The sequence below is a fragment of the Burkholderia sp. HAN2018 genome (assembly GCF_024704855.1).
Classification (GTDB): Bacteria; Pseudomonadota; Gammaproteobacteria; order Burkholderiales; family Burkholderiaceae; genus Burkholderia; species Burkholderia cepacia.
The window spans coordinates 12,206-30,749 of record NZ_QOBB01000038.1 but is presented as its reverse complement, the minus strand read 5'-3'; the positions used below and the strand labels follow the sequence as shown (position 1 = coordinate 30,749).

Below are 18,544 nucleotides of genomic sequence, written 5' to 3'. Positions count from 1 at the left end.
GATGTTCAACTCGCACCTGCTTGCCGGAACCGATGCATTCCTCCGCGATCGCGTTCCGTCAAATCATGCGTTCATGCTATCGCTCTGAACGGTCGTCCGACCGCCCCCTCCCGCCCGTCTCCTGACATTCGTCAAACTCGCGCGAATCGCGGGCCTGTCGCGCTGAAAACCGTCGCGCGAATGCGTCGCCGCACGTCCGGTTTCGCCCGCCGGCCGCATGGAAGCGGCGCCTTCGTTCCCCACGCAACACGCGAAAAACGGGACATGATCACCCCGCCCGCCCCCGGTTTCAGCAGACGTTTACCGGGGGAACCCCCAAGTGCTTCGTCGAACGTGTCCGCGTTACGCTTGTGCGACGAGGAGACGAACCATGAGACGAGCCGTACATATCGCTGTTTTCGCGCTGCTGGCGTATCTCATCGGCGACCGCGCGATCCTGCATGCGCAGGGCCGCGACACCAGCCCGCTCGCATGCGAACAGGGCGCCGCGCAAGTGAAGGTCGACGCGCTCGGCCGCGGCTTCGGCGAAGCAGCGGCCAGCAGCCAGGGCGAGGCATTCATGTCGGGCTGCCTGGTGACGGGGCGCGGCAACCAGGACGTGGCGCTGGCGAACCGCTGACGTGCATTCGCCGACGCTCCGGCCGGGTTCGGGTCGCGAGGGCTGAACCGGAGGAGCCGCGCACGCCCTTATCCCCTCCCGCTTGTTTCGATCGATATCGCGACATGTCGCGACGCATGTCACGTTCAGGACGGCGGCCATGCCGAACGCCCGTGCGTGACCCGCATCGTCGCGTGGAAGACGCGCCGACATCCGCTCGATCGGGGCATTCCTGCCGTATGGCGCGCCCCCGTCGATCAACCGGTCGAACGTCCGGCCGCCGCGGCCAGACTCCGTTTCATCTGCAACGACACCCCACCCAACGATGAGCCATCCGCACACCGAGTTGATCCAGCGCTTCTACACGGCGTTCCAGCAGCGCGACATCGACGCGATGCTCGCCTGCTATGCCGATGACGTCGTCTTCAGCGATCCCGCGTTCGGCGAGCTGCGCGGCGACCTCGCACGCGACATGTGGCGCATGCTGGTCGCGCGTGCGCAGGACTTTTCCTTGACGTTCAGCGACGTCGCCGCGGATCAGCAGGCCGGGCGCGCCGAATGGATCGCCCGTTACCGGTTCACCACGACCGGCCGGATGGTGGTCAACCGGATCGACGCGCGGTTCCGGTTTCGCGACGGGCGCATCGTCGAGCATCGCGACAGCTTCGACCTGTGGCGCTGGGCGCGTCAGGCGCTCGGACTGAAAGGCGCGCTGCTCGGCTGGACGCCTTTCGTGCAACGCGCGATCCGCGCACAGGCGCGGAAGAATCTCGACGCGTATCGCGCACGGCGGAATTAGCTCGCGCCACGTCATGGCTTCATCGTCGCGTTGATCAGGTCGTACGCCATGTCCGGCAGAACGCCGTCCGGATTCCGGAGACCGTACTCGCGATACCAGCTTTCGTCGGCTTCGGGATGCGGGCCGACGAGCCCGACGCGCCCTTTGCCGTAGCGATAGGTCGCGGCTGCGATATCGCGGTTCGGATAGGTCGCCAGCACGGCCGCGCCGGGGGCGGCCGGGAGCATCGCGCCGTCCTGGAAGTAGATCCAGCGTTTCTTCCCGCGCCATACCACCGGCGTCACCGTGTCCGCGATACCGTGAAGCGTCGAGCGCGGCCGGTCGACCTCCGAGTCGATCTCGCCCGCGACCAGCCCGAAACCCGGGTCGCCCGCCAGGTAGGCGCCCATGCAGATGCCCAGATAGCGCCCGCCGTTCGACACGTAGTGCCGCACGGCCTCGATCGAGTCTTTCCCGATGCTGGCCGCCGCGCCGGGGATATCCTGCCCGCCGCCGGGCTGGACATACAGCGCGGCGCCGGCCAGGACGGCAGGCGTGATCCGGCGTTTTTCCGCCGGCCCGACGTAAAGCACCCGGAACTTGTGCTCCGATTCCCGCAGGCGCCTCGCAATCGTCTCGGGGCAACCGTCGCATGCGGCCGGGCCGCGATAGACCAGTGCGACGGGACGGCTGTCGAAGCCGCGCGTTTCGTCGTCGGCCGCCGCCGCATGAACGAGCGACGACGCGACGAGCGACAGGACAACGAAAATCGATTCTCTGGATCGCATGTTCCGGATTGACGGGACTTGAGGGTTCGCGGCCGGCCGTTCACGACGAAGCGGCCGGCACGCGTCAATGCCCCGTTTTTTTGAAATCTCGCTGAAAGGCACGTGAAATACAGCGTAGGCGCCCGAAAGCGGTATGTGTGTGCCGTTTCCTGCGTGCTTGTGCAGAAATGTGCGCCGCCGGCAACCGGGCTTCCGGACTCCCGGGCTTCGTAACCGGTAGCGCCCAGCGCGGGCCGCAGCCTCGGGCGCCCCTTGCCTGTTCACACGACAGCGTTCGGCGCCGCGCCGCGGGCGACCCGACACAGACGGGCGACCCCGGATCCCGGTTACGCACACCGCCGCCCCAGCTCCTCCCATCAACAGCCGGAACATCCGAGACAGCGCCTGCAGGCATGCCCAGGCGAGCCGCCGAAGCACATCCGCAAACACCGGCTCCCCCGCGCCACCGCGTTTTCCATGCCCCAAGTCTCAACTCTTATATAAGACATAAGACATTTGACGTTACAGATCATTGAGATTAGAATCCCGCTCAAAGCAGTGCCTGGAACAGCCCCGGAGTGCCGGCAAGGCCTTCCCCTCAAACGCAATATCAGCAGGTCTCCCCATGCTTGAAAACTTTCGTGCTCACGTGGCCGCCCGCGCCGCGCTCGGTATTCCTCCCCTGCCGCTGACGGCTCAGCAGACCGCCGAACTGGTGGAACTGCTGACCAACCCGCCCGCCGGCGAAGAGCAGACGCTCGTCGACCTGATCACCCATCGCGTGCCGGCCGGCGTCGACGAAGCCGCCCGCGTGAAGGCCGGCTTCCTGGCCGCCGTGGCCAAGGGCGAGACCGCCTGCCCGCTGATCTCGCGCGAACGCGCCACCGAACTGCTCGGCACGATGCTGGGCGGTTACAACATCCAGCCGCTGATCGAACTGCTGTCCGACGAAGCAGTCGCTGCCGTCGCCGCTGACGCACTGAAGAAAACCCTGCTGATGTTCGACCAGTTCCATGACGTCAAGGAACTCGCCGACAAGGGCAACGCGCACGCGAAGGCCGTGCTGCAAAGCTGGGCCGACGCCGAATGGTTCACGAGCCGTCCGGAAGTGCCGCAAAGCCTGACCATCACCGTGTTCAAGGTGACGGGCGAAACGAACACCGACGACCTGTCGCCGGCTCCGGACGCCACCACCCGCCCGGACATCCCGATGCACGCGCTGGCGATGCTAAAGAACGCACGCCCGGGCATCACGCCGGAAGAAGACGGCAAGCGCGGCCCGGTCAAGTTCATCGAATCGCTGAAGGAAAAGGGTCACCTGGTCGCCTACGTGGGCGACGTGGTCGGCACCGGCTCCTCGCGCAAGTCGGCCACCAACTCGGTGCTGTGGTTCACCGGCGAAGACATCCCGTTCGTGCCGAACAAGCGCTTCGGCGGCGTGTGCCTCGGCGGCAAGATCGCCCCGATCTTCTACAACACGATGGAAGACGCCGGCGCACTGCCGATCGAGCTCGACGTGTCGCAGATGGAAATGGGCGACGTGGTCGAACTGCGCCCGTATGAAGGCAAGGCGCTGAAGGACGGCAACGTGATCGCCGAATTCCAGGTCAAGTCCGACGTGCTGTTCGACGAAGTGCGCGCCGGCGGCCGCATTCCGCTGATCATCGGCCGCGGCCTGACCGCGAAGGCGCGTGAAGCGCTGGGCCTCGCGCCGTCGACGCTGTTCCGCCTGCCGCACCAGCCGGCCGACAGCGGCAAGGGCTTCTCGCTCGCGCAGAAGATGGTCGGCCGCGCATGCGGTCTGCCGGAAGGCCAGGGCGTGCGCCCGGGCACGTACTGCGAACCGAAGATGACCTCGGTCGGCTCGCAGGACACCACGGGCCCGATGACCCGCGACGAACTGAAGGATCTCGCCTGCCTCGGCTTCTCGGCCGACCTCGTGATGCAGTCGTTCTGCCACACCGCCGCGTATCCGAAGCCGGTCGACGTGAAGACGCACCAGACGCTGCCGAACTTCATCAGCACGCGTGGCGGCATCGCGCTGCGCCCGGGCGACGGCGTGATCCACTCGTGGCTGAACCGCATGCTGCTGCCCGACACCGTCGGCACCGGCGGCGATTCGCACACGCGTTTCCCGATCGGCATCAGCTTCCCGGCAGGTTCGGGCCTGGTCGCGTTCGCGGCCGCCACCGGCACGATGCCGCTGGACATGCCGGAATCGGTGCTGGTCCGCTTCAAGGGCAAGATGCAGCCGGGCGTCACGCTGCGTGACCTCGTCAACGCGATCCCGCTGTACGCGATCAAGCAAGGCATGCTGACGGTCGCCAAGCAAGGCAAGAAGAACATCTTCTCGGGCCGCATCCTCGAAATCGAAGGCCTGCCCGACCTGAAGGTCGAGCAAGCGTTCGAGCTGTCGGATGCGTCCGCCGAGCGTTCGGCCGCCGGTTGCTCGGTGCGCCTGAACAAGGAACCGATCATCGAATACCTGAACAGCAACATCACGCTGCTGAAGTGGATGATCGCGCAGGGCTACCAGGATCCGCGCAGCCTGCAGCGCCGTATCGCGGCGATGGAGCAGTGGCTGGCCGACCCGCAACTGCTGTCGCCGGATGCCGACGCCGAGTACGCGGCCGTCATCGAGATCGACCTCGCCGACATCCACGAGCCGATCGTCGCCTGCCCGAACGACCCGGACGACGTGAAGACGCTGTCGGACGTCGCCGGCGCCAAGATCGACGAAGTGTTCATCGGCTCGTGCATGACCAACATCGGTCACTTCCGCGCCGCGTCGAAGCTGCTCGAAGGCAAGCGCGACATCCCGGTCAAGCTGTGGGTCGCGCCGCCGACCAAGATGGACCAGAAGCAGCTGACGGAAGAAGGTCACTACGGCGTGTTCGGCACGGCCGGTGCGCGTACCGAAATGCCGGGCTGCTCGCTGTGCATGGGTAACCAGGCTCAGGTGCGCGAAGGCGCGACGGTCATGTCGACGTCGACCCGCAACTTCCCGAACCGTCTCGGCAAGAACACGAACGTGTATCTCGGCTCGGCGGAACTGGCGGCCATCTGCTCGCGTCTGGGCAAGATCCCGACCAAGGAAGAGTACATGGCGGACATGGGCGTGCTCAGCGCCAACGGCGACAAGATCTACAAGTACATGAACTTCGACCAGATCGAAGATTTCAAGGAAGTGGCCGACACCGTGCAGATGTAAGCACGCGCGACGGGCTGCGACGGGCGGTTGACGTCGCGGCACCACGCCATGGCGCCGCAGGCTGAAAGGCCTGCGGCGCTTTTTTCATGCCGTTTCGCCGCCCGGCTCTCGCCGGATCACCAGCTCGTTAAAGCCGGTGCCCGCATCGGGTTCGCGAGAGAAACGATGTGCGGGCAGCAGCGCGAGCAGGATCTCGGCGGTCGTGCGCACCACGCAACCGCTCGCCACATGGCCGCCCGACACGTGGCCGCTCGCATCGGAAACGGCCATATGCAGGTGCGCGCCGTCCGGCGACACCGAACCGGCCAGCGTCAGAATTTCGAGGTCGCCGCGCAATTCGGTCGGCTGGTCGACGCCGGCGAAGCGCAATTGCGCGACGCTCAGGCTGCCGATGCCCTGAATCACGAAGGCCGCGTGCGCACCGAGCGGGCGCAATGCTTCCTCGATCGACCGGCGCAGATCGTCGCCGGGGGAAAGACGCAGAGGATGGGCTTGCATGGTCGATCCTGTTCGTGGGCCGGGGTGCCGGCCAAGCGTAAGTTTGCGCCGGCAACCCGGCAAGGCCGTCAGTCGATCGGCCGCTCAGAGGTCGAGCCGCAGACACTCGAATTCGACCGCGCCACCGCATGGCAACTCGCCCACGTCGATCACGAAGCCGACCACGTCGATCAACCCCTGATCCCGGTCGACGACCTGCCCACATCCGCGATAACCATACGGGTTTGCGGTTTTCCCGATCCATTGCCGGCTGGCCGCCCGCTTTGCATCGTCCGGCCAATCGTCAAGACAGGCCGCGCGTACATCGCAGTCGACCGCCGACACCGGCGTTCGCACGATGTCGTTCACGCGCGCCGTGCCGCCGAACGAGAACACCGTGATCTCGTGCTCGCCGCAGGATAGCGTCACTTCCGCGCATTCACTGTCGACGGAATACGCTGCGACGCGGGTTACCACGATCTGTTTCATGTCGTTGCTCCATACTCGGCGCCACCCGCTCCGCGGTCGGTCAGCGAATCCGGTCCTGACTCGCAAGCATACCTCCGGCGATTCGCGCGCACCGCTGCCTCCGGCCCTTCAGCATGCGCCGGCTAGGCACGCGAATGCGATTGGTCTAATCTGCAACGCGAGCCTCCACCCCCAGCCTCCTCCGATGACGACCCTTCCGAACCGACAATCCCGCCTGCGCGGCGGCCTGCTTGGCCTGCTGATCGGCGACGCACTGGGCGTGCCGTACGAATTCCACGATGCTGCGTCGATCCCGCCGCCCGCCGCGATCGACATGACGCCGCCGCCCGGCTTTGCGCGTGCTCACGACGGCGTGCCGCCCGGCACCTGGAGCGACGACGGCGCGCAGGCGCTCGCACTGCTCGACGCGCTCGCGGATGACCGCGACCTGAATCTCGACACGTTCGCCCGCAACCTGCAGGACTGGTTTCATCGCGGCGCCTTCACGCCGGACGGCCGCGTGTTCGATGTCGGCCTGCAGACGCAGCGTGCGTTCCATGCGCTGGCGGCCGGCGCGGCGCCCGCCGTTGCCGGTCCTGACGGCGAGCGCGACAACGGCAACGGCTCGCTGATGCGCTGCTTCCCGGTGGTAATGGTCGCCGCCTCGCGCGACGACGCGATCCGGCTTGCGTGCAAGCAGAGCGTCGTCACGCACGGCCACGTGCGCTCGCAGCTGTGCTGTGCGCTTTATGGCCTGACGGCATGGGGCATCGTCAAAGGCAAGCCGGCGCCGGATGCGGTGCGCGCGGCCGAGGACGAGCTGCTCACACGCTACGCGGGCACCGCAGACGAAGTCGAACTGAAGATCGTGCTCGATGGCCGCTTCGACGCGCCGCAAGGGTCCGGTTACGTGGTCGACAGCTTCTGGTCGTCGATCCATTGCCTGTTGTCGACGCGCAGCTACGAAGACTGCGTGAAGCGCGCGATCGCGCTCGGCAACGACACGGATACGACGGCGGCCATCGCCGGCAGCCTCGCCGGCGCGCTGTACGGCGAGCACGCGTTACCCGACCGGTGGGTTACGGTACTGCGCGGGAAAGAACAGGTCGAGGGCCTGCTCGCGAAATCGTGAGCGTTCGACGAGCATGCGCGGCCGGCGACAGAGAGAGACCGGACGGGAGAGTACGCAGACGCGAACGGGTACAACCGGCGCGTGGCCGACATGAAAGACAGTCGCCGGGATTGACCTGACCGGGCCATCGCCGGCCCGGCCGCCTCACGCGCGCCGGTCGCTCGCCAGCAACCCGTACAGCGCGCTGTCCGACACTTCGTCGCCGACGATCCAGCGTTCGCGCAGCAACCCTTCCCGCGCGAAGCCGAGCCGTTCGAGCAGCCGCGCCGACGCGACGTTGCGCGGATCGATATCGGCTTCGATCCGGTTCAGCCGCAGCGTGCCGAACGCGTGATCGATCACGGCCGACGCCGCCTCGCGCATGTAGCCGCCGCGCCAGTACCGGCGCCGCAGGCTGAAGCCGATCTCGGCACGCCGGCATTGCTCGTTCGCATGGAACAGCACGCATTCGCCGAGTGCTTCGCCGGTTTCCCGCAGTTCGAGCACGCAGATCAGGTCCTGCCCGCTCGCGGACGTCTTCAGGTTGCGCGCGACGCGCTCGACGGCCTGTTCGATGTGCGTCATCGGCGAGAACGAGAAATAGCGCATCGCTTCCGCATCCGACCAGATCTCGAAGAAGGCGTGCGCGTCGGCTTCTCGCAGCGGCCGCAGGAAGAGGCGGGACGTTTCCAGCGTGACGGGTTCGAACAGGGGCATGACAACACTCGATCGAAAAACGGGAGCGTGAATTAGAACACGCAAGCCTCGAGTCGGCCACGCCACGCGTTCGCACGGCTCGCCCCGCCACGCCAACCGGATCGCCGCGAAAAACAAAAAGCCCGGGCATCGCCCGGGCCTCACCACGTCATCCGTTACCGCCGCCGGCCGCGCTTACGCTTCAAGCGCTTCGAGCACCTTCCCCTTCGTCTCGATCCCGACGAAGTGCACGGTCACCGCCGCGATCAGCGGCACGATGCCGATCAGGTAGAACGCGGGGGCGAGATTCCCGCCGATGATCGCGTGCGGCACCACCATCGGCGCGACGAACGACGCGATCTTCAGCCACGCGCTGCCGAGCCCGCAGCCCGACGCGCGGATGCTCGTCGGATACTGCTCCGGCGTATAGACGTACGCGGTGATGAACCCCGACGCCATCAACCCGAGCGACAGCGAGCAGAAGATCGAGACGACATACACCGACGACGCGTGATAGACGCCCGCGAGCGCCAGCGACAGCGCGCACAGCACGAACGACCACACGATCACCGGCTTGCGGCCGAGCTTGTCGACGAGCAGCGCCGACGCCAGCGACCCGAGCACGCCCATCACCGAGCCGATCACCGCGAGGTTCAGCGCGAGCTGCAGCGGCGCGTGATAGAAGTTCTTGTAGATCGTCGGCAGCCACGTCGACAGCCCGTACTGGATGAACCCGCAGGTCGCCCACAACGTCGCCACCGCGAGCGTGCGCTTGCGATACGCGGCGCTGAACAGGTCGCTCATCCGGCGCTTCGGGTGCTGACGCACCATCTCGTCGAACGCGGCCACCTGCGTGACCGGCGGCAGTTCGCCGCGCACCGACGCTTCGAACGCGCTCGTCGCCCGCCCGGCTTCCGCGAGCCGCCCGCGCGACGCGAGCCAGCGCGGCGATTCCGGCACGAGGCGCGTCAGCACGAGCGACAGGATCAGCGGCAGCCCGCCGACGAAGTACATGATCTCCCAGCCGAAGCGCGGCACGAGCCACGCGCCGAGCGCCATCGACACGAGCAGGCCGATCGGGAACACGATCTCGTACAGCAGCACGAAGCGGCCGCGGCCATGTGCGCGCGTGATCTCGTTGATGTACGTCGCGGCGACCGGCAGCTCGCCGCCAAGCCCGAGCCCCTGCAGGATCCGCAGCAGCACAAACACTTCGAACGTCGGCGCGAAGCCGCACGCGATGCTCGTGATGCCGATCACGGCCGAACTCCACGCGATCGCCTTCACGCGGCCGTGCTTCTCCGCCAGCGCGGGAAACAGGAATGCGCCGATCAGCTGGCCGATCGCGCCGGACGCGATCAGCAGGCCGATCTGGGTCGGCGACAGCCCCCATTTGTGAATCAGCAGCGGCAGCGTGGCCGCGATCGTGATCACGTCGAAGCCGTCGAAGAACGTCGCGGTGCCGATCAGCACGCGGGCGCGGATCTGCATTGCGTTGGCCGGAAGCCGCTCGAGCCGCGCGATGATCGCGCCGGGCGTGGAGGCGGCAGCTTCCATCGTGGCGCGACCGGCCACGACATTGTCGAAAGTGCTCATGCGGAGGATCTCCTGGGTTTCGTCGCCCGGTCAGGCCAGTGTCTTGCTCGTGTCTGCCAGCGCTTCCGTATCCACTGCCCGGCCCTGGTTCATCCACTTGCGCGCGAGCTTCAGCTCACGCGCGTTGTTCACGGCGATGACACCTCTCACATGCCCTTCGCCCACGAAAAACAGCGTCGCGCGTCGCGCGGCAAGCTCGCCGCGCACGACGAGCTGCGCATCGGCCGCCAGATCGCCGAGGATCTGCAGGTTCACGTCGTACTGATCGGACCAGAACCACGGAATCTCCGCGTACGGTGCGCGCTCGCCCAGCACGGCCTTCGCGGCCGCGATCGCCTGGTTCTGCGCATTGGCCCACGATTCGAGCCGCACGCGCCGCTTCAGCCAGCCGTTGTGATGGTTCGCGACGTCGCCGCACGCGAAGATCGCCGGGTCGCTCGTCGCGCCGAATTCGTCGACGACGATGCCGTCGTCGATCGCCAGCCCCGCGTCGCTCGCGAGCGACGCGTTCAGCGCGAGGCCGATGCCGGCCACCGCGAAATCGGCGTCGATCGTCGTGCCGTCGGCGAGCGTCGCGCGTACCTTCGACGCGTCGTCCGGCTGGGCGTCGAGCGACGCGAGCGCCGCGCCGAGCCGGACGTCGACGCCGTTCGCGCGATGCAGGTCGAGCAGGAAATCCGACACGATCTGCGGCACCGAGCGGCCGCACAGCCGCGGCGCGCCCTCGACCACGACCGCCTCGACGCCGAGCTTGCGCGCGGTCGCCGCGACCTCGAGGCCGATCCAGCCGCCGCCGATCACGAGCACGCGCCGGCTCGCGCGCAGCTTCTCGCCGAGTGCGGCCGCTTCGTCGAGCGTGCGCAGGTAATGCAGGTTCGGCGTCTTCACGAGCGCGTCCGGCAGGCGGCGCGACGTGCCGCCGGTCGCGATCACGAGGCGGTCGTATTCGATCTCGCGGCCGCTTTCGGTACGCACCACGCGGCGCGCACGGTCGATCGATGCGGCGCGTTCCGGCTGCCACGCCTCGACGTTCAGCGCGTCGAATTCGTCGGGACGCACGACGCGCACGGTTTCGATATCGGCGTCGCCGGCCAGCACGGCCTTCGACAGCGGCGGCCGCTCGTACGGCAGATGCGGCTCGTCGGCGATCATCACGAGACGGCCCGCAAAACCTTCCGCGCGCAGCGTCTTCAGCACCCAGCCAGCGGCTTGGCCGCCGCCGATCACGACGACCGTGCCCGGCGCGGCGTGCGCCTGTGCGTTCTCTTCGCTCACGATTTGCGCTCCGTCATGAACTTGCCTTCCGGCGCCTTCGCGTGCTTCTGCCGGCGCGTGTTGCCGTCGAGGCCGCCGTCGACGGCCCATTCGGCGAACACGGTCGGGCCCGGTTCGAATTCGCGCGGCTGCCACTCGGGCGTCAGCATGTCTTCGTCCGCGTAGTACTCGATCAGGCCGCCGGCCGGGTTCTGGAAGTACCAGAAGTACGCGGACGACACCGGATGACGCCCCGGGCCGAGTTGCGTTTCCCAGCCGCAGCGGTCGATGTGCAGGCCGCCGCCGAACACTTCGTGGATGTCGCGCACGGTGAACGCGACGTGGTTCAGGCCGCGTTTTCCGTTCGGCAGCGCGAGCAGGAACAGGTCGTGGTGGCCGCCGTGCGGCGCGCAGCGCATGAACGCGCCGCGGCCCGGGTAGCGGTCCGACGTCTCGAAGCCCAGCAGCTCGTGATAGAACTTTTCCTGCGCGTCGAGGCAGTTCGTGAAGAACACGACATGCCCGACCTCGACCGGCTCCGCACGCGCATAGATCGGGCTCGGCTGGTCGACGCGCAGCGTCCGGCCCCACACGTTCGACGGCGAGCCCGTGATGTCGAGTGCGCGCTTGCGCGTGACTTCGATGCGGATCGCCATCCCGTTCGGGTCGGTGCAACCGAACGCATCCTTCCGCGCATAAAAGCCGGGCTGGCCTGCAAACTTGCCGCGCAGCGCGTCGAGTTCCTGCTGCGTCGCGACGCCCCACGTGACTTCACGCAGCGTCGGGCCCGCTTCGAACGCGGGCGGCAGCGCCGGGTCGTCGGCCTTGACGACCAGCACGGTGCAGCCGTTCAACGTCTCGAAGCGCGCCTGCGTGTCGTCGTGCTCGACTTCCTTCAGCCCCCAGTCGGCGAAAAAGCGCCGGCAGGTGGCGAGATCGTCGACCCCGTACGTGATCTGCTCGATTCCCAGAATGCTCATTGCGTTTTTCCCCTTCGCTCAGTTCGCCCACGGCAGCGGCGCGTCGTTCAAGCCCCAGTAGAGGCTCTTCTGCTGCATGTACTCGCGGATGCCGAGACGCCCCTTCTCGCGGCCCATCCCGCTCTCCTTCCAGCCCGAGAACGGCGTGGAGATCGAGAACAGCTTGTACGTATTGATCCAGACGGTGCCCGTCTCCAGCGCGCGCGCGATGCGCCACGCGCGCTTGTAGTCGCGCGTCCAGATGCCGGCGGCCAGGCCGAACACGCTGTCGTTCGCCTGCGCGATCAGCGACGCTTCGTCGTCGAACGGCATCGCGACGAGCACGGGGCCGAAGATTTCTTCCTGGCAGATGCGCGCGCTGTTCGGCAGGCCTTCGAGAATCGTCGGCTGATAGAAGAAGCCGTTCTCGCGACCGTCGCCCGACGGCCGCTCGCCGCCGCACAGCAGGCGGCCGCCTTCCTCGAGGCCGAGCGCCACGTAACGCTCCACCGACTCGCGATGCTTCGCGGTGATCAGCGGCCCCATCTGCGTGTCGGGACGCGTCGGGTCGCCCACGCGCAGCTTGCGTGCGCCCGCGACCAGACGCTTCATGAATTCGTCGTACACCGCGCGCTGCACGAACAGCCGCGAACCCGCGATGCACGCTTCGCCCGACGAGCTGAAGATGCCGTACAGCACGCCGTTCACTGCATGATCGAGATCGGCGTCGTCGCATACGATCGTCGGCGACTTGCCGCCGAGTTCGAGCGACACGGGCATCAGCTTTTCCGCCGCGATGCGCGCGATGCCGCGCCCGACTTCCGTGCCGCCCGTGAACGACACCTTCTTCACGAGCGGATGGCGCACGAGCACGTCGCCGATCACCGAGCCCTTGCCCGGCAGCACGCTCAGCACGCCCTTCGGCACGCCCGCCTCCTCGCAGATGCGGGCCAGCGCGAGCGACACGAGCGGCGTGACCTCGGCCGGCTTGAGCACCACCGCATTGCCGCCGGCAAGCGCCGGCGCGAGCTTCTGCGCGTCGGACGCGATCGGCGAATTCCACGGCGTGATCGCCGCGATCACGCCGATCGGCTCGTGCACGCTCATCGTCAGGTAGTCGCCGCGCGACGGCGTCAGTTCCTCGTCGAGCGTTTCGAGGCACGCCGCAAAATAGCGGAACGTGTTCGCCGCGCTCGCCACCAGCACGCGCGTCTCGCCGATCGGCTTGCCGTTGTCGCGACGCTGCAGGTTCGCGAGCGCCTCGTGGCGCTGCATGATCAGGTCGGCGATGCGGTACAGCACCTGCGCGCGCAGGTGCGGCTTCAGCCCGGCCCAGTCGGCGCGGCGCCAGGCGGCGTCGGCGGCCACGACGGCTTCGGCCGCGTCTTCCGCGTTCGCCGTCGACACTTCCATGTTCAGCGACTGGTCGGCCGGATAAATGCTCGCGTAAGGCGCGCCACGGCCGCGCCGCCATTCGCCGCCGATCAGGATGTTGCCGTCGGGCACGAGGCTCGTATCGAAAGGAGTCATGTCACAAGTCCCACAAATCTGTCTCTGCACGTCCGCCCTCGCGGTGGCGCGGGCGGACATTCAATGGCCCGGTCAGATCACGCAGCGGGCCGCGCGGTTGCGCAGCGCGCGGATCGCGCTGTACGCCGTCAGCGCGGACGTCTTCGGGTTGTCGGGCAGCGGCTTGCCGCTCATTTCCAGCGACATCTCGCCGAATGCGCCGCGCGCGGTGATGCGGTGCACGTTGCGCTCGACCGCCGGATCGGCGATCAGGCGCACGTGCGTCGCGTCGAGGCCGAGGCCCGCGAGCGCCACGGTGGCCGCGACGTTCGCGTTCTTCGGATACAGGCGCGCGGCGTCGCGCGCGGTGCCTTCGAAGATCACCATTTCCGCGGTCATCGCACGCAGGTCGCACATCTCCTCGGCGGGCGTGCCGAGCCAGCCGAGCGGCGGCTTGCGGCCCACGTACAGCACTTCGTCAAGGCCGCCCTGCTTCGCGGAGGCCAGCGCGTCGATGCCGCCGATCGCGCCGGACAGCAGCGTGACCGTCGCGTCGCCTTCGTCGGCCGCCTGCGCGAGCACGTCGAGCAGCGCAAGGTCGGACAGCGCGCCGATCGACGCGACCGCGCAGTCGGTGCCGGCCTTCAGCAGCGGCACGACGTGATCGACGAGCGCGCTGTGGCCCGCGCATTCGAGCGCGAACTCGGGGCGGCGGGCCAGTGCGTCGACCGACGACACGACCTCCACCGCGCCGCCCAGCACGCCCTGCACCGCCGCGCGCTGGTGTTCCGGCACGATCACGTGCGCGATGCGCAGCGACGCATCGTGCTCGACCGCGTGGTACACGGCCGCACCGATCGCACCGAAGCCGATCATCGCGACGTCGACGGGGGCGTGGGCCCGCTTTTGCCCGTTAAGCATACTGGCGCTCCGTCGGCGCTTCCTTCTTCACCGGCGGGCCCGCGAACTGCGATGCGAACGAGCCGACCGACAGCATGTCGACCTCGACCATCACCGGCCCTTCCTTGGCCATCCCTTCGCGCACGATCGCCTCGGCGTCGTCGAGCGACGTGATCCGGTAATGCGTGAGGCCGAAGCTCGCGCAGAACTGCGCGAAATCGGGCTGGTGCAGCTGCACGAAGCAGCGGCGGCCGCCGTAGTGCGCGTCCTGGATGTTGCGGATCACGCCGTAGCACTGGTCGTTCATCAGCACGATCATCACGTTCGCGTTCTCCTGCACGGCCGTCACGAGCTCGCCGACGTTGACCATCAGGCCGCCGTCGCCGACCAGGCAGACCGTCTTCGCCGCCGCGCCCGCGAGCGCCGCGCCGATGCCCATCTGGATGCCCTGGCCGATGCCGCCGCCGAGCGCATGCACGCCCGAGCGCGGCTCGAAGATCTTCAGCAGGCGGTTGCCCCACGTGCTGTTCGAGATCGTCACGTCGCGCACCCAGTTGTAGTCGCGGCCGACCGCCCCCTGCAGCGTGTCGACCAGCTTCTTGTACGGCCCGAGGCCCTTCGACACGTCGGCCACCGCCTGCTCGCGGGCTGCCGCGAGATCAGCCGCGAACTGCGGATCGACCGACAGGCGGCCTTCGAGCCGGTCGGCCAGCTCGGCCAGCACGCGCTTCGAATCGCCATGCACGAACAGCTCGTTGCGATAGCCGCGGTTGTCGGCGAGTGCCTCGGCATCGACGCGGAACAGCGGCTGCGGCAGCGCGAGCTTGTACTTCAGCGTTTCGTTGCCGCGCAGACGCGAACCGACGACGACGAGCGCGTCGCAAGTCTTGTAGAACGCTTCGACGGACGCGTGCACGTTGAACGCGCCGAGCGTCGCCGGGTGATCCTCGGGCAGCACGCCACGGCCCTGCACGCTCGTCACGACGCCGAAGCCGAGCTTCACGAGGCGCTCGACTTCCGCGCGTGCATGGCGCGCGCCGCCGCCGAGCCACAGTAGCGGGCGGCGCTTCGCCGCGAGGGCGTCGGCGAGCTTCGCGACGCGTGCGGAATCGTGCTCGCGCACCGTGACGTGCGCCGGTGCGAGATCTTCCGGCCATTCGATTTCAGCTGCCTGGATGTCGATCGGAATCTCGACCGACACCGGGCCCGTCGGCGCCGTCTGCGCGACGCGCACGGCTTCGCGGATCGTCGGCAGCACGGTTTCGACGGTGCGCACGCGGAAGGCGGCCTTCGAGATCGAGTCCAGCATCGACAGTTGATCCGGCGCTTCGTGGATATACGCGAGATCCTGGTCGAGATACGGCGTCTCGATCTGCCCCGTGACGTGCAGCAGCGCGGTGCCTGCCGTCAGCGCCTCGACCATCGCGCCCGCCGCGTTGCCTGCCGCCGTCCCCGTGCTCGTGAACGCGACGCCGAGGCCGCCCGACACGCGGGCCAGGCCGTCGGCCATGTTCAATGCGCCAGCTTCGCCGCGTGCGCCGACGTACCGGATGTTGCCGCGCGAGTTGATCGCGTCGAGGATCGGCATGTTGTGGATCGAGATGACACCGAATGCGGTCTTCACGCCGCACTGCTCGAGAAAGGCGGCAATCAGCTCGCCAACCGTGGTTTTTTCAGACATGGCGTGCAAAGCCTCCAGAAACGTCGATATGGCTGCCCGTCGTGTAGGACGACAGATGCGTTGCGAGATAAAAAAGTGCCCAGGCTGCCTCGTCGGGCTTGCCGAAGCGGTTCAGCGGAATGTGCTTCGTGCGGGCGATCGCGCCCGTCCAGTCCTCCCAGCTTTCGCCGGCCTGCGCCTGTGCTTCGTAACGGCGGCGCCACTGGCCCGACTCGACGATGCCGATCAGGATCGAGTTCACGCGGATGCGCTGCGGCGCGAGTTCGTTCGCGAGCGACTTCACGAGGCTCAGCACGCCCGCGCGCGCCGACGACGTCGCGACCATGTGCGGCTCCGGCTGCAGTGCGAGCAGCGAGTTCACGCAGGTGATCGTCGGCGCCTGCGCATCGCGCAGCAGCGGCAGGAACGCGCGCGTCGGGCGGATGATGCTGAAATACTTCAGTTCGAGCTCGTCGCGCCACGCGTCGTCGGTCGTGTCCGCGAAGGTCGACACGCGACCCTGGCCGGCGTTGTTGACCAGCATGTCGGCACGGCCGAAGCGCGCGGACACCGCTTGCGCGAACGCGGCGACGTCGTGCTCGTCGAGCACGTTGCAGCGCGCGGCGAGCAGTTGCGCGCCCGGGTATTTTTCGTTGAGCATCGCCTCGGCGCGCGCCAGGCGCTCGCCGTCGCGGCCGCAAATCGCGACCGATGCGCCTGCCTGCAGGAACCGTTCGGCGGTCGCGAGGCCGATGCCGGACGAACCGCCCGTCACCACCGCCACCTGCCCGGTCAGATCGATCTGGATCATCGGAGTCCTAATGCTTTCATAAACGTGTGCTCGTCATCCGAGCGGTAATTGAGCCGCCGCGACAATTCCGCCGCCGCGCGCTGCACCTTGTCGATCAGCCCGTCGGCGATCAGCGCCGCGTCGATCTCCGGCCGCGGCACCGTCACCGTGATGCACGCGACGATCTTCTGCGTCTCGTTGCGCACCGGCGCCGTGACCACCGAGATGCCGCGCTCGAACGACGAATTGCTGACGCCGTAGCCGCGCAGCGCATCCTCGCGGATCACTTCGTACAGTGCGTCGACCGTTTCCGGTGTCGCGTTCGTCATCCGGTTCAGCGTGCCTTCCGGATAGAGCGCATGCAGTTCCTTCAGCGACAGGTCGCCCATCAGCACGTGGCCGTGCGTCGTCGCATGCGCGGGCAAGCGCGTGCCGACGTTCACGCGGATCGAGCTGAACACCGGCGACTGGCTCTGCGCCTTCGCGACGAACACCACGTCGCGGCCGTCGCGGATCACGATGTGCGTCGTGAAGCCGGTGGCGTCGCGCAGGCTCTCGATCACGGGCAGGCCAAGATCGGTCAGCTCCAGCGAGCTCAGGTATTCGAAGCCGAGCCGCAGCACGGCGATGCCGAGCTTGTAGTTGCGATCCTTGTCCGCGCGCTCGAGGAAGCCGAGCGATTCGAGCGTCTGCAGCAGGCGGAACACCGTCGTGCGCGGAATGCCGAGCCGCTTCGACAGCTCGGGCGCACCGAGCACGGGCTCGCGCGGCGAGAATTCGGCGAGGATCCGCAGCCCGCGTTCGAGGCCGGGCACCACATAGCTGGCTTCGGCCTTGTCGTTTTCGGGTTCGGGTCGTTGCAGCGGTTCGTTCATGCCAGCCCCCGCTGTTGGTCGCACTGACGGCAGAACGAGTCGATCAGTGCGGAATAGACGGCCGGGGCCTCGACATAACCGGCATGCCCGGCTTGCGGAATCACCTGCAGCCCGACGTGCGCGGCCGCGGCGATCCGCTCGCACGCGGCGGGCGGCGTGATCGCGTCGTTCGCGCCGACGGCCACGGCCGTGCGACCGCGAAAGCCGGAAAGATCGGCCGCGAGATCGGCGTTCGCGAGCAGATGCGTGGCCTGCGCGTAACCGGCCGGCACGATGCGCGCCATGTTCCAGCGCACCCACGCACGTGCCTCCTCGTTCGCGAAACCGGACAGCATGTTGCCGCTGCGCTGCTCGGCGAGCCCGGCCGGGCCGAGTTCGGCGAGCATCGCGAGCCGTGCGTCGCGGCGCGATTCGCGTGTTTCGGCCGGTGCACTGCCGTAGCCGCCCGCGGGCGACACCAGCAGCAGGCCGGCGATCCGCGCGGGCATCACGCGGGCGAGACCGCCCGCGACGATCGCGCCGAGCGAATGGCCGACCAGCACGCAGCGTTCGATGCCGAGTGCCTCGAGCCACGCGTTCAGCGATGCCGCGTAATCGGCGGCGGCCGGCGACGCGCCGTGCACGGGCGTCGACACGCCGTAACCGGGCGCGTCCCACGCGAGCACGCGCCGCGACGCGCCGAGCTTGTCGAGCTGGCGGACCCACGATGCGGCGCCCGAGCCGATGCCGTGCAGCAGCACGACGGGCAGCGCACGGCCCGCGTGCTGCGCGCCGGCCTCACGGTAGCCGATCGTGCCCGCCGCGCCGGCCGCGCAACGCTGCTCGGGAAACTGCCCGAGCAGCGCGGCGAACGCCGCGGTGCGCTCGCGCTCACGTTTGTCGATGACACTCATTG

The 18,544-nt window shown here is 67.9% G+C and carries 17 protein-coding genes; 4 read left to right on the top strand and 13 right to left on the bottom strand.

Going from position 1 to position 18,544, the window contains the following annotated elements; translation table 11 throughout:
* The first annotated feature begins 370 nt into the window (after positions 1-370).
* Both DPV74_RS12495 and DPV74_RS12490 read left to right on the top strand, forming a co-directional pair.
* Positions 371-619, top strand: a complete 249-nt coding sequence (locus tag DPV74_RS12495) for a hypothetical protein (RefSeq protein WP_021161497.1) — start codon at positions 371-373, stop codon at positions 617-619.
* 304 nt (positions 620-923) lie between these two features.
* Positions 924-1,397, top strand: coding sequence for a nuclear transport factor 2 family protein (locus DPV74_RS12490; protein WP_060083680.1), 474 nt, complete (start codon positions 924-926; stop codon positions 1,395-1,397).
* Between the two features lie 11 nt (positions 1,398-1,408).
* On the opposite strand, the gene DPV74_RS12485 is transcribed toward DPV74_RS12490, so the two are convergent.
* Complete coding sequence (locus tag DPV74_RS12485; RefSeq protein ID WP_060083678.1) at positions 1,409-2,164, bottom strand: BPL-N domain-containing protein; 756 nt, start codon at positions 2,162-2,164, stop codon at positions 1,409-1,411.
* A gap of 604 nt (positions 2,165-2,768) precedes the next feature.
* On the opposite strand from DPV74_RS12485, the gene acnB reads away from it, so the two are divergent.
* Positions 2,769-5,354 carry a bifunctional aconitate hydratase 2/2-methylisocitrate dehydratase gene (acnB, locus tag DPV74_RS12480; protein ID WP_027789367.1) on the top strand — a complete coding sequence of 862 codons (2,586 nt, stop codon included), beginning with the start codon at positions 2,769-2,771 and terminating at the stop codon, positions 5,352-5,354.
* 84 nt (positions 5,355-5,438) lie between these two features.
* On the opposite strand, the gene DPV74_RS12475 is transcribed toward acnB, so the two are convergent.
* Together DPV74_RS12475 and DPV74_RS12470 are read right to left on the bottom strand one after the other, a co-directional pair.
* A complete protein-coding gene (locus tag DPV74_RS12475) occupies positions 5,439-5,852 on the bottom strand; it encodes a PPC domain-containing DNA-binding protein (protein WP_119337285.1) in 414 nt (137 codons plus the stop codon).
* Positions 5,853-5,936: 84 nt separating this feature from the next.
* Positions 5,937-6,320 (bottom strand): hypothetical protein, encoded by a 384-nt coding sequence (locus DPV74_RS12470; RefSeq protein WP_060313021.1) that lies wholly within the window; start codon positions 6,318-6,320, stop codon positions 5,937-5,939.
* 184 nt (positions 6,321-6,504) lie between these two features.
* Here DPV74_RS12470 and DPV74_RS12465 point away from each other — a divergent pair, with 184 nt between their 5' ends.
* A complete protein-coding gene (locus DPV74_RS12465) occupies positions 6,505-7,431 on the top strand; it encodes an ADP-ribosylglycohydrolase family protein (RefSeq protein WP_119337284.1) in 927 nt (308 codons plus the stop codon).
* A gap of 144 nt (positions 7,432-7,575) precedes the next feature.
* Here DPV74_RS12465 and DPV74_RS12460 read toward each other — a convergent pair whose 3' ends face one another.
* From DPV74_RS12460 to DPV74_RS12415, 10 genes are all read right to left on the bottom strand, one after another.
* A complete protein-coding gene (locus DPV74_RS12460) occupies positions 7,576-8,127 on the bottom strand; it encodes a GNAT family N-acetyltransferase (RefSeq protein ID WP_060173491.1) in 552 nt (183 codons plus the stop codon).
* A 174-nt stretch (positions 8,128-8,301) separates the two neighbouring features.
* Positions 8,302-9,702, bottom strand: a complete 1,401-nt coding sequence (locus DPV74_RS12455) for an MFS transporter (RefSeq protein ID WP_059697590.1) — start codon at positions 9,700-9,702, stop codon at positions 8,302-8,304.
* A 30-nt stretch (positions 9,703-9,732) separates the two neighbouring features.
* The gene (locus DPV74_RS12450) at positions 9,733-10,977 is read right to left on the bottom strand and encodes an NAD(P)/FAD-dependent oxidoreductase (RefSeq protein WP_119337283.1); all 1,245 of its coding nucleotides are present in this window, start codon (positions 10,975-10,977) and stop codon (positions 9,733-9,735) included.
* Positions 10,974-11,936 (bottom strand): VOC family protein, encoded by a 963-nt coding sequence (locus DPV74_RS12445; RefSeq protein ID WP_027789374.1) that lies wholly within the window; start codon positions 11,934-11,936, stop codon positions 10,974-10,976. The genes DPV74_RS12450 and DPV74_RS12445 overlap by 4 nt, the downstream gene beginning before the upstream one ends.
* 18 nt (positions 11,937-11,954) lie before the next feature.
* Positions 11,955-13,445: an aldehyde dehydrogenase gene (locus tag DPV74_RS12440; RefSeq protein ID WP_059697594.1), complete on the bottom strand. Its 1,491-nt coding sequence runs from the start codon at positions 13,443-13,445 to the stop codon at positions 11,955-11,957.
* Positions 13,446-13,517: 72 nt separating this feature from the next.
* Complete coding sequence (locus DPV74_RS12435) at positions 13,518-14,345, bottom strand: aspartate dehydrogenase (protein WP_060199269.1); 828 nt, start codon at positions 14,343-14,345, stop codon at positions 13,518-13,520.
* Positions 14,338-16,005, bottom strand: a complete 1,668-nt coding sequence (locus DPV74_RS12430; protein WP_060173495.1) for a thiamine pyrophosphate-binding protein — start codon at positions 16,003-16,005, stop codon at positions 14,338-14,340. The genes DPV74_RS12435 and DPV74_RS12430 overlap by 8 nt, the downstream gene beginning before the upstream one ends.
* The gene (locus DPV74_RS12425; protein ID WP_048022634.1) at positions 15,998-16,795 is read right to left on the bottom strand and encodes an SDR family oxidoreductase; all 798 of its coding nucleotides are present in this window, start codon (positions 16,793-16,795) and stop codon (positions 15,998-16,000) included. The genes DPV74_RS12430 and DPV74_RS12425 overlap by 8 nt, the downstream gene beginning before the upstream one ends.
* A complete protein-coding gene (locus DPV74_RS12420; protein WP_027789379.1) occupies positions 16,792-17,649 on the bottom strand; it encodes an IclR family transcriptional regulator in 858 nt (285 codons plus the stop codon). Before DPV74_RS12420 ends, DPV74_RS12425 begins: the two co-directional genes overlap by 4 nt.
* Entirely contained in the window at positions 17,646-18,542 is an 897-nt protein-coding gene (locus DPV74_RS12415) for an alpha/beta fold hydrolase (protein WP_119337282.1), read from the bottom strand. Before DPV74_RS12415 ends, DPV74_RS12420 begins: the two co-directional genes overlap by 4 nt.
* Between the last annotated feature and the right edge of the window lie 2 nt (positions 18,543-18,544).

Bases quoted from the DNA above. Each gene is read 5' to 3' on its own strand.
- DPV74_RS12495 (WP_021161497.1), top strand. From the start codon at position 371: ATGAGACGAGCCGTACATATCGCTGTTTTCGCGCTGCTGGCGTATCTC.
- DPV74_RS12490 (WP_060083680.1), top strand. From the start codon at position 924: ATGAGCCATCCGCACACCGAGTTGATCCAGCGCTTCTACACGGCGTTC.
- DPV74_RS12485 (WP_060083678.1), bottom strand. From the start codon at position 2,164: ATGCGATCCAGAGAATCGATTTTCGTTGTCCTGTCGCTCGTCGCGTCG.
- acnB (WP_027789367.1), top strand. From the start codon at position 2,769: ATGCTTGAAAACTTTCGTGCTCACGTGGCCGCCCGCGCCGCGCTCGGT.
- DPV74_RS12475 (WP_119337285.1), bottom strand. From the start codon at position 5,852: ATGCAAGCCCATCCTCTGCGTCTTTCCCCCGGCGACGATCTGCGCCGG.
- DPV74_RS12470 (WP_060313021.1), bottom strand. From the start codon at position 6,320: ATGAAACAGATCGTGGTAACCCGCGTCGCAGCGTATTCCGTCGACAGT.
- DPV74_RS12465 (WP_119337284.1), top strand. From the start codon at position 6,505: ATGACGACCCTTCCGAACCGACAATCCCGCCTGCGCGGCGGCCTGCTT.
- DPV74_RS12460 (WP_060173491.1), bottom strand. From the start codon at position 8,127: ATGCCCCTGTTCGAACCCGTCACGCTGGAAACGTCCCGCCTCTTCCTG.
- DPV74_RS12455 (WP_059697590.1), bottom strand. From the start codon at position 9,702: ATGAGCACTTTCGACAATGTCGTGGCCGGTCGCGCCACGATGGAAGCT.
- DPV74_RS12445 (WP_027789374.1), bottom strand. From the start codon at position 11,936: ATGAGCATTCTGGGAATCGAGCAGATCACGTACGGGGTCGACGATCTC.
- DPV74_RS12440 (WP_059697594.1), bottom strand. From the start codon at position 13,445: ATGACTCCTTTCGATACGAGCCTCGTGCCCGACGGCAACATCCTGATC.
- DPV74_RS12435 (WP_060199269.1), bottom strand. From the start codon at position 14,345: ATGCTTAACGGGCAAAAGCGGGCCCACGCCCCCGTCGACGTCGCGATG.
- DPV74_RS12430 (WP_060173495.1), bottom strand. From the start codon at position 16,005: ATGTCTGAAAAAACCACGGTTGGCGAGCTGATTGCCGCCTTTCTCGAG.
- DPV74_RS12425 (WP_048022634.1), bottom strand. From the start codon at position 16,795: ATGATCCAGATCGATCTGACCGGGCAGGTGGCGGTGGTGACGGGCGGT.
- DPV74_RS12420 (WP_027789379.1), bottom strand. From the start codon at position 17,649: ATGAACGAACCGCTGCAACGACCCGAACCCGAAAACGACAAGGCCGAA.
- DPV74_RS12415 (WP_119337282.1), bottom strand. From the start codon at position 18,542: ATGAGTGTCATCGACAAACGTGAGCGCGAGCGCACCGCGGCGTTCGCC.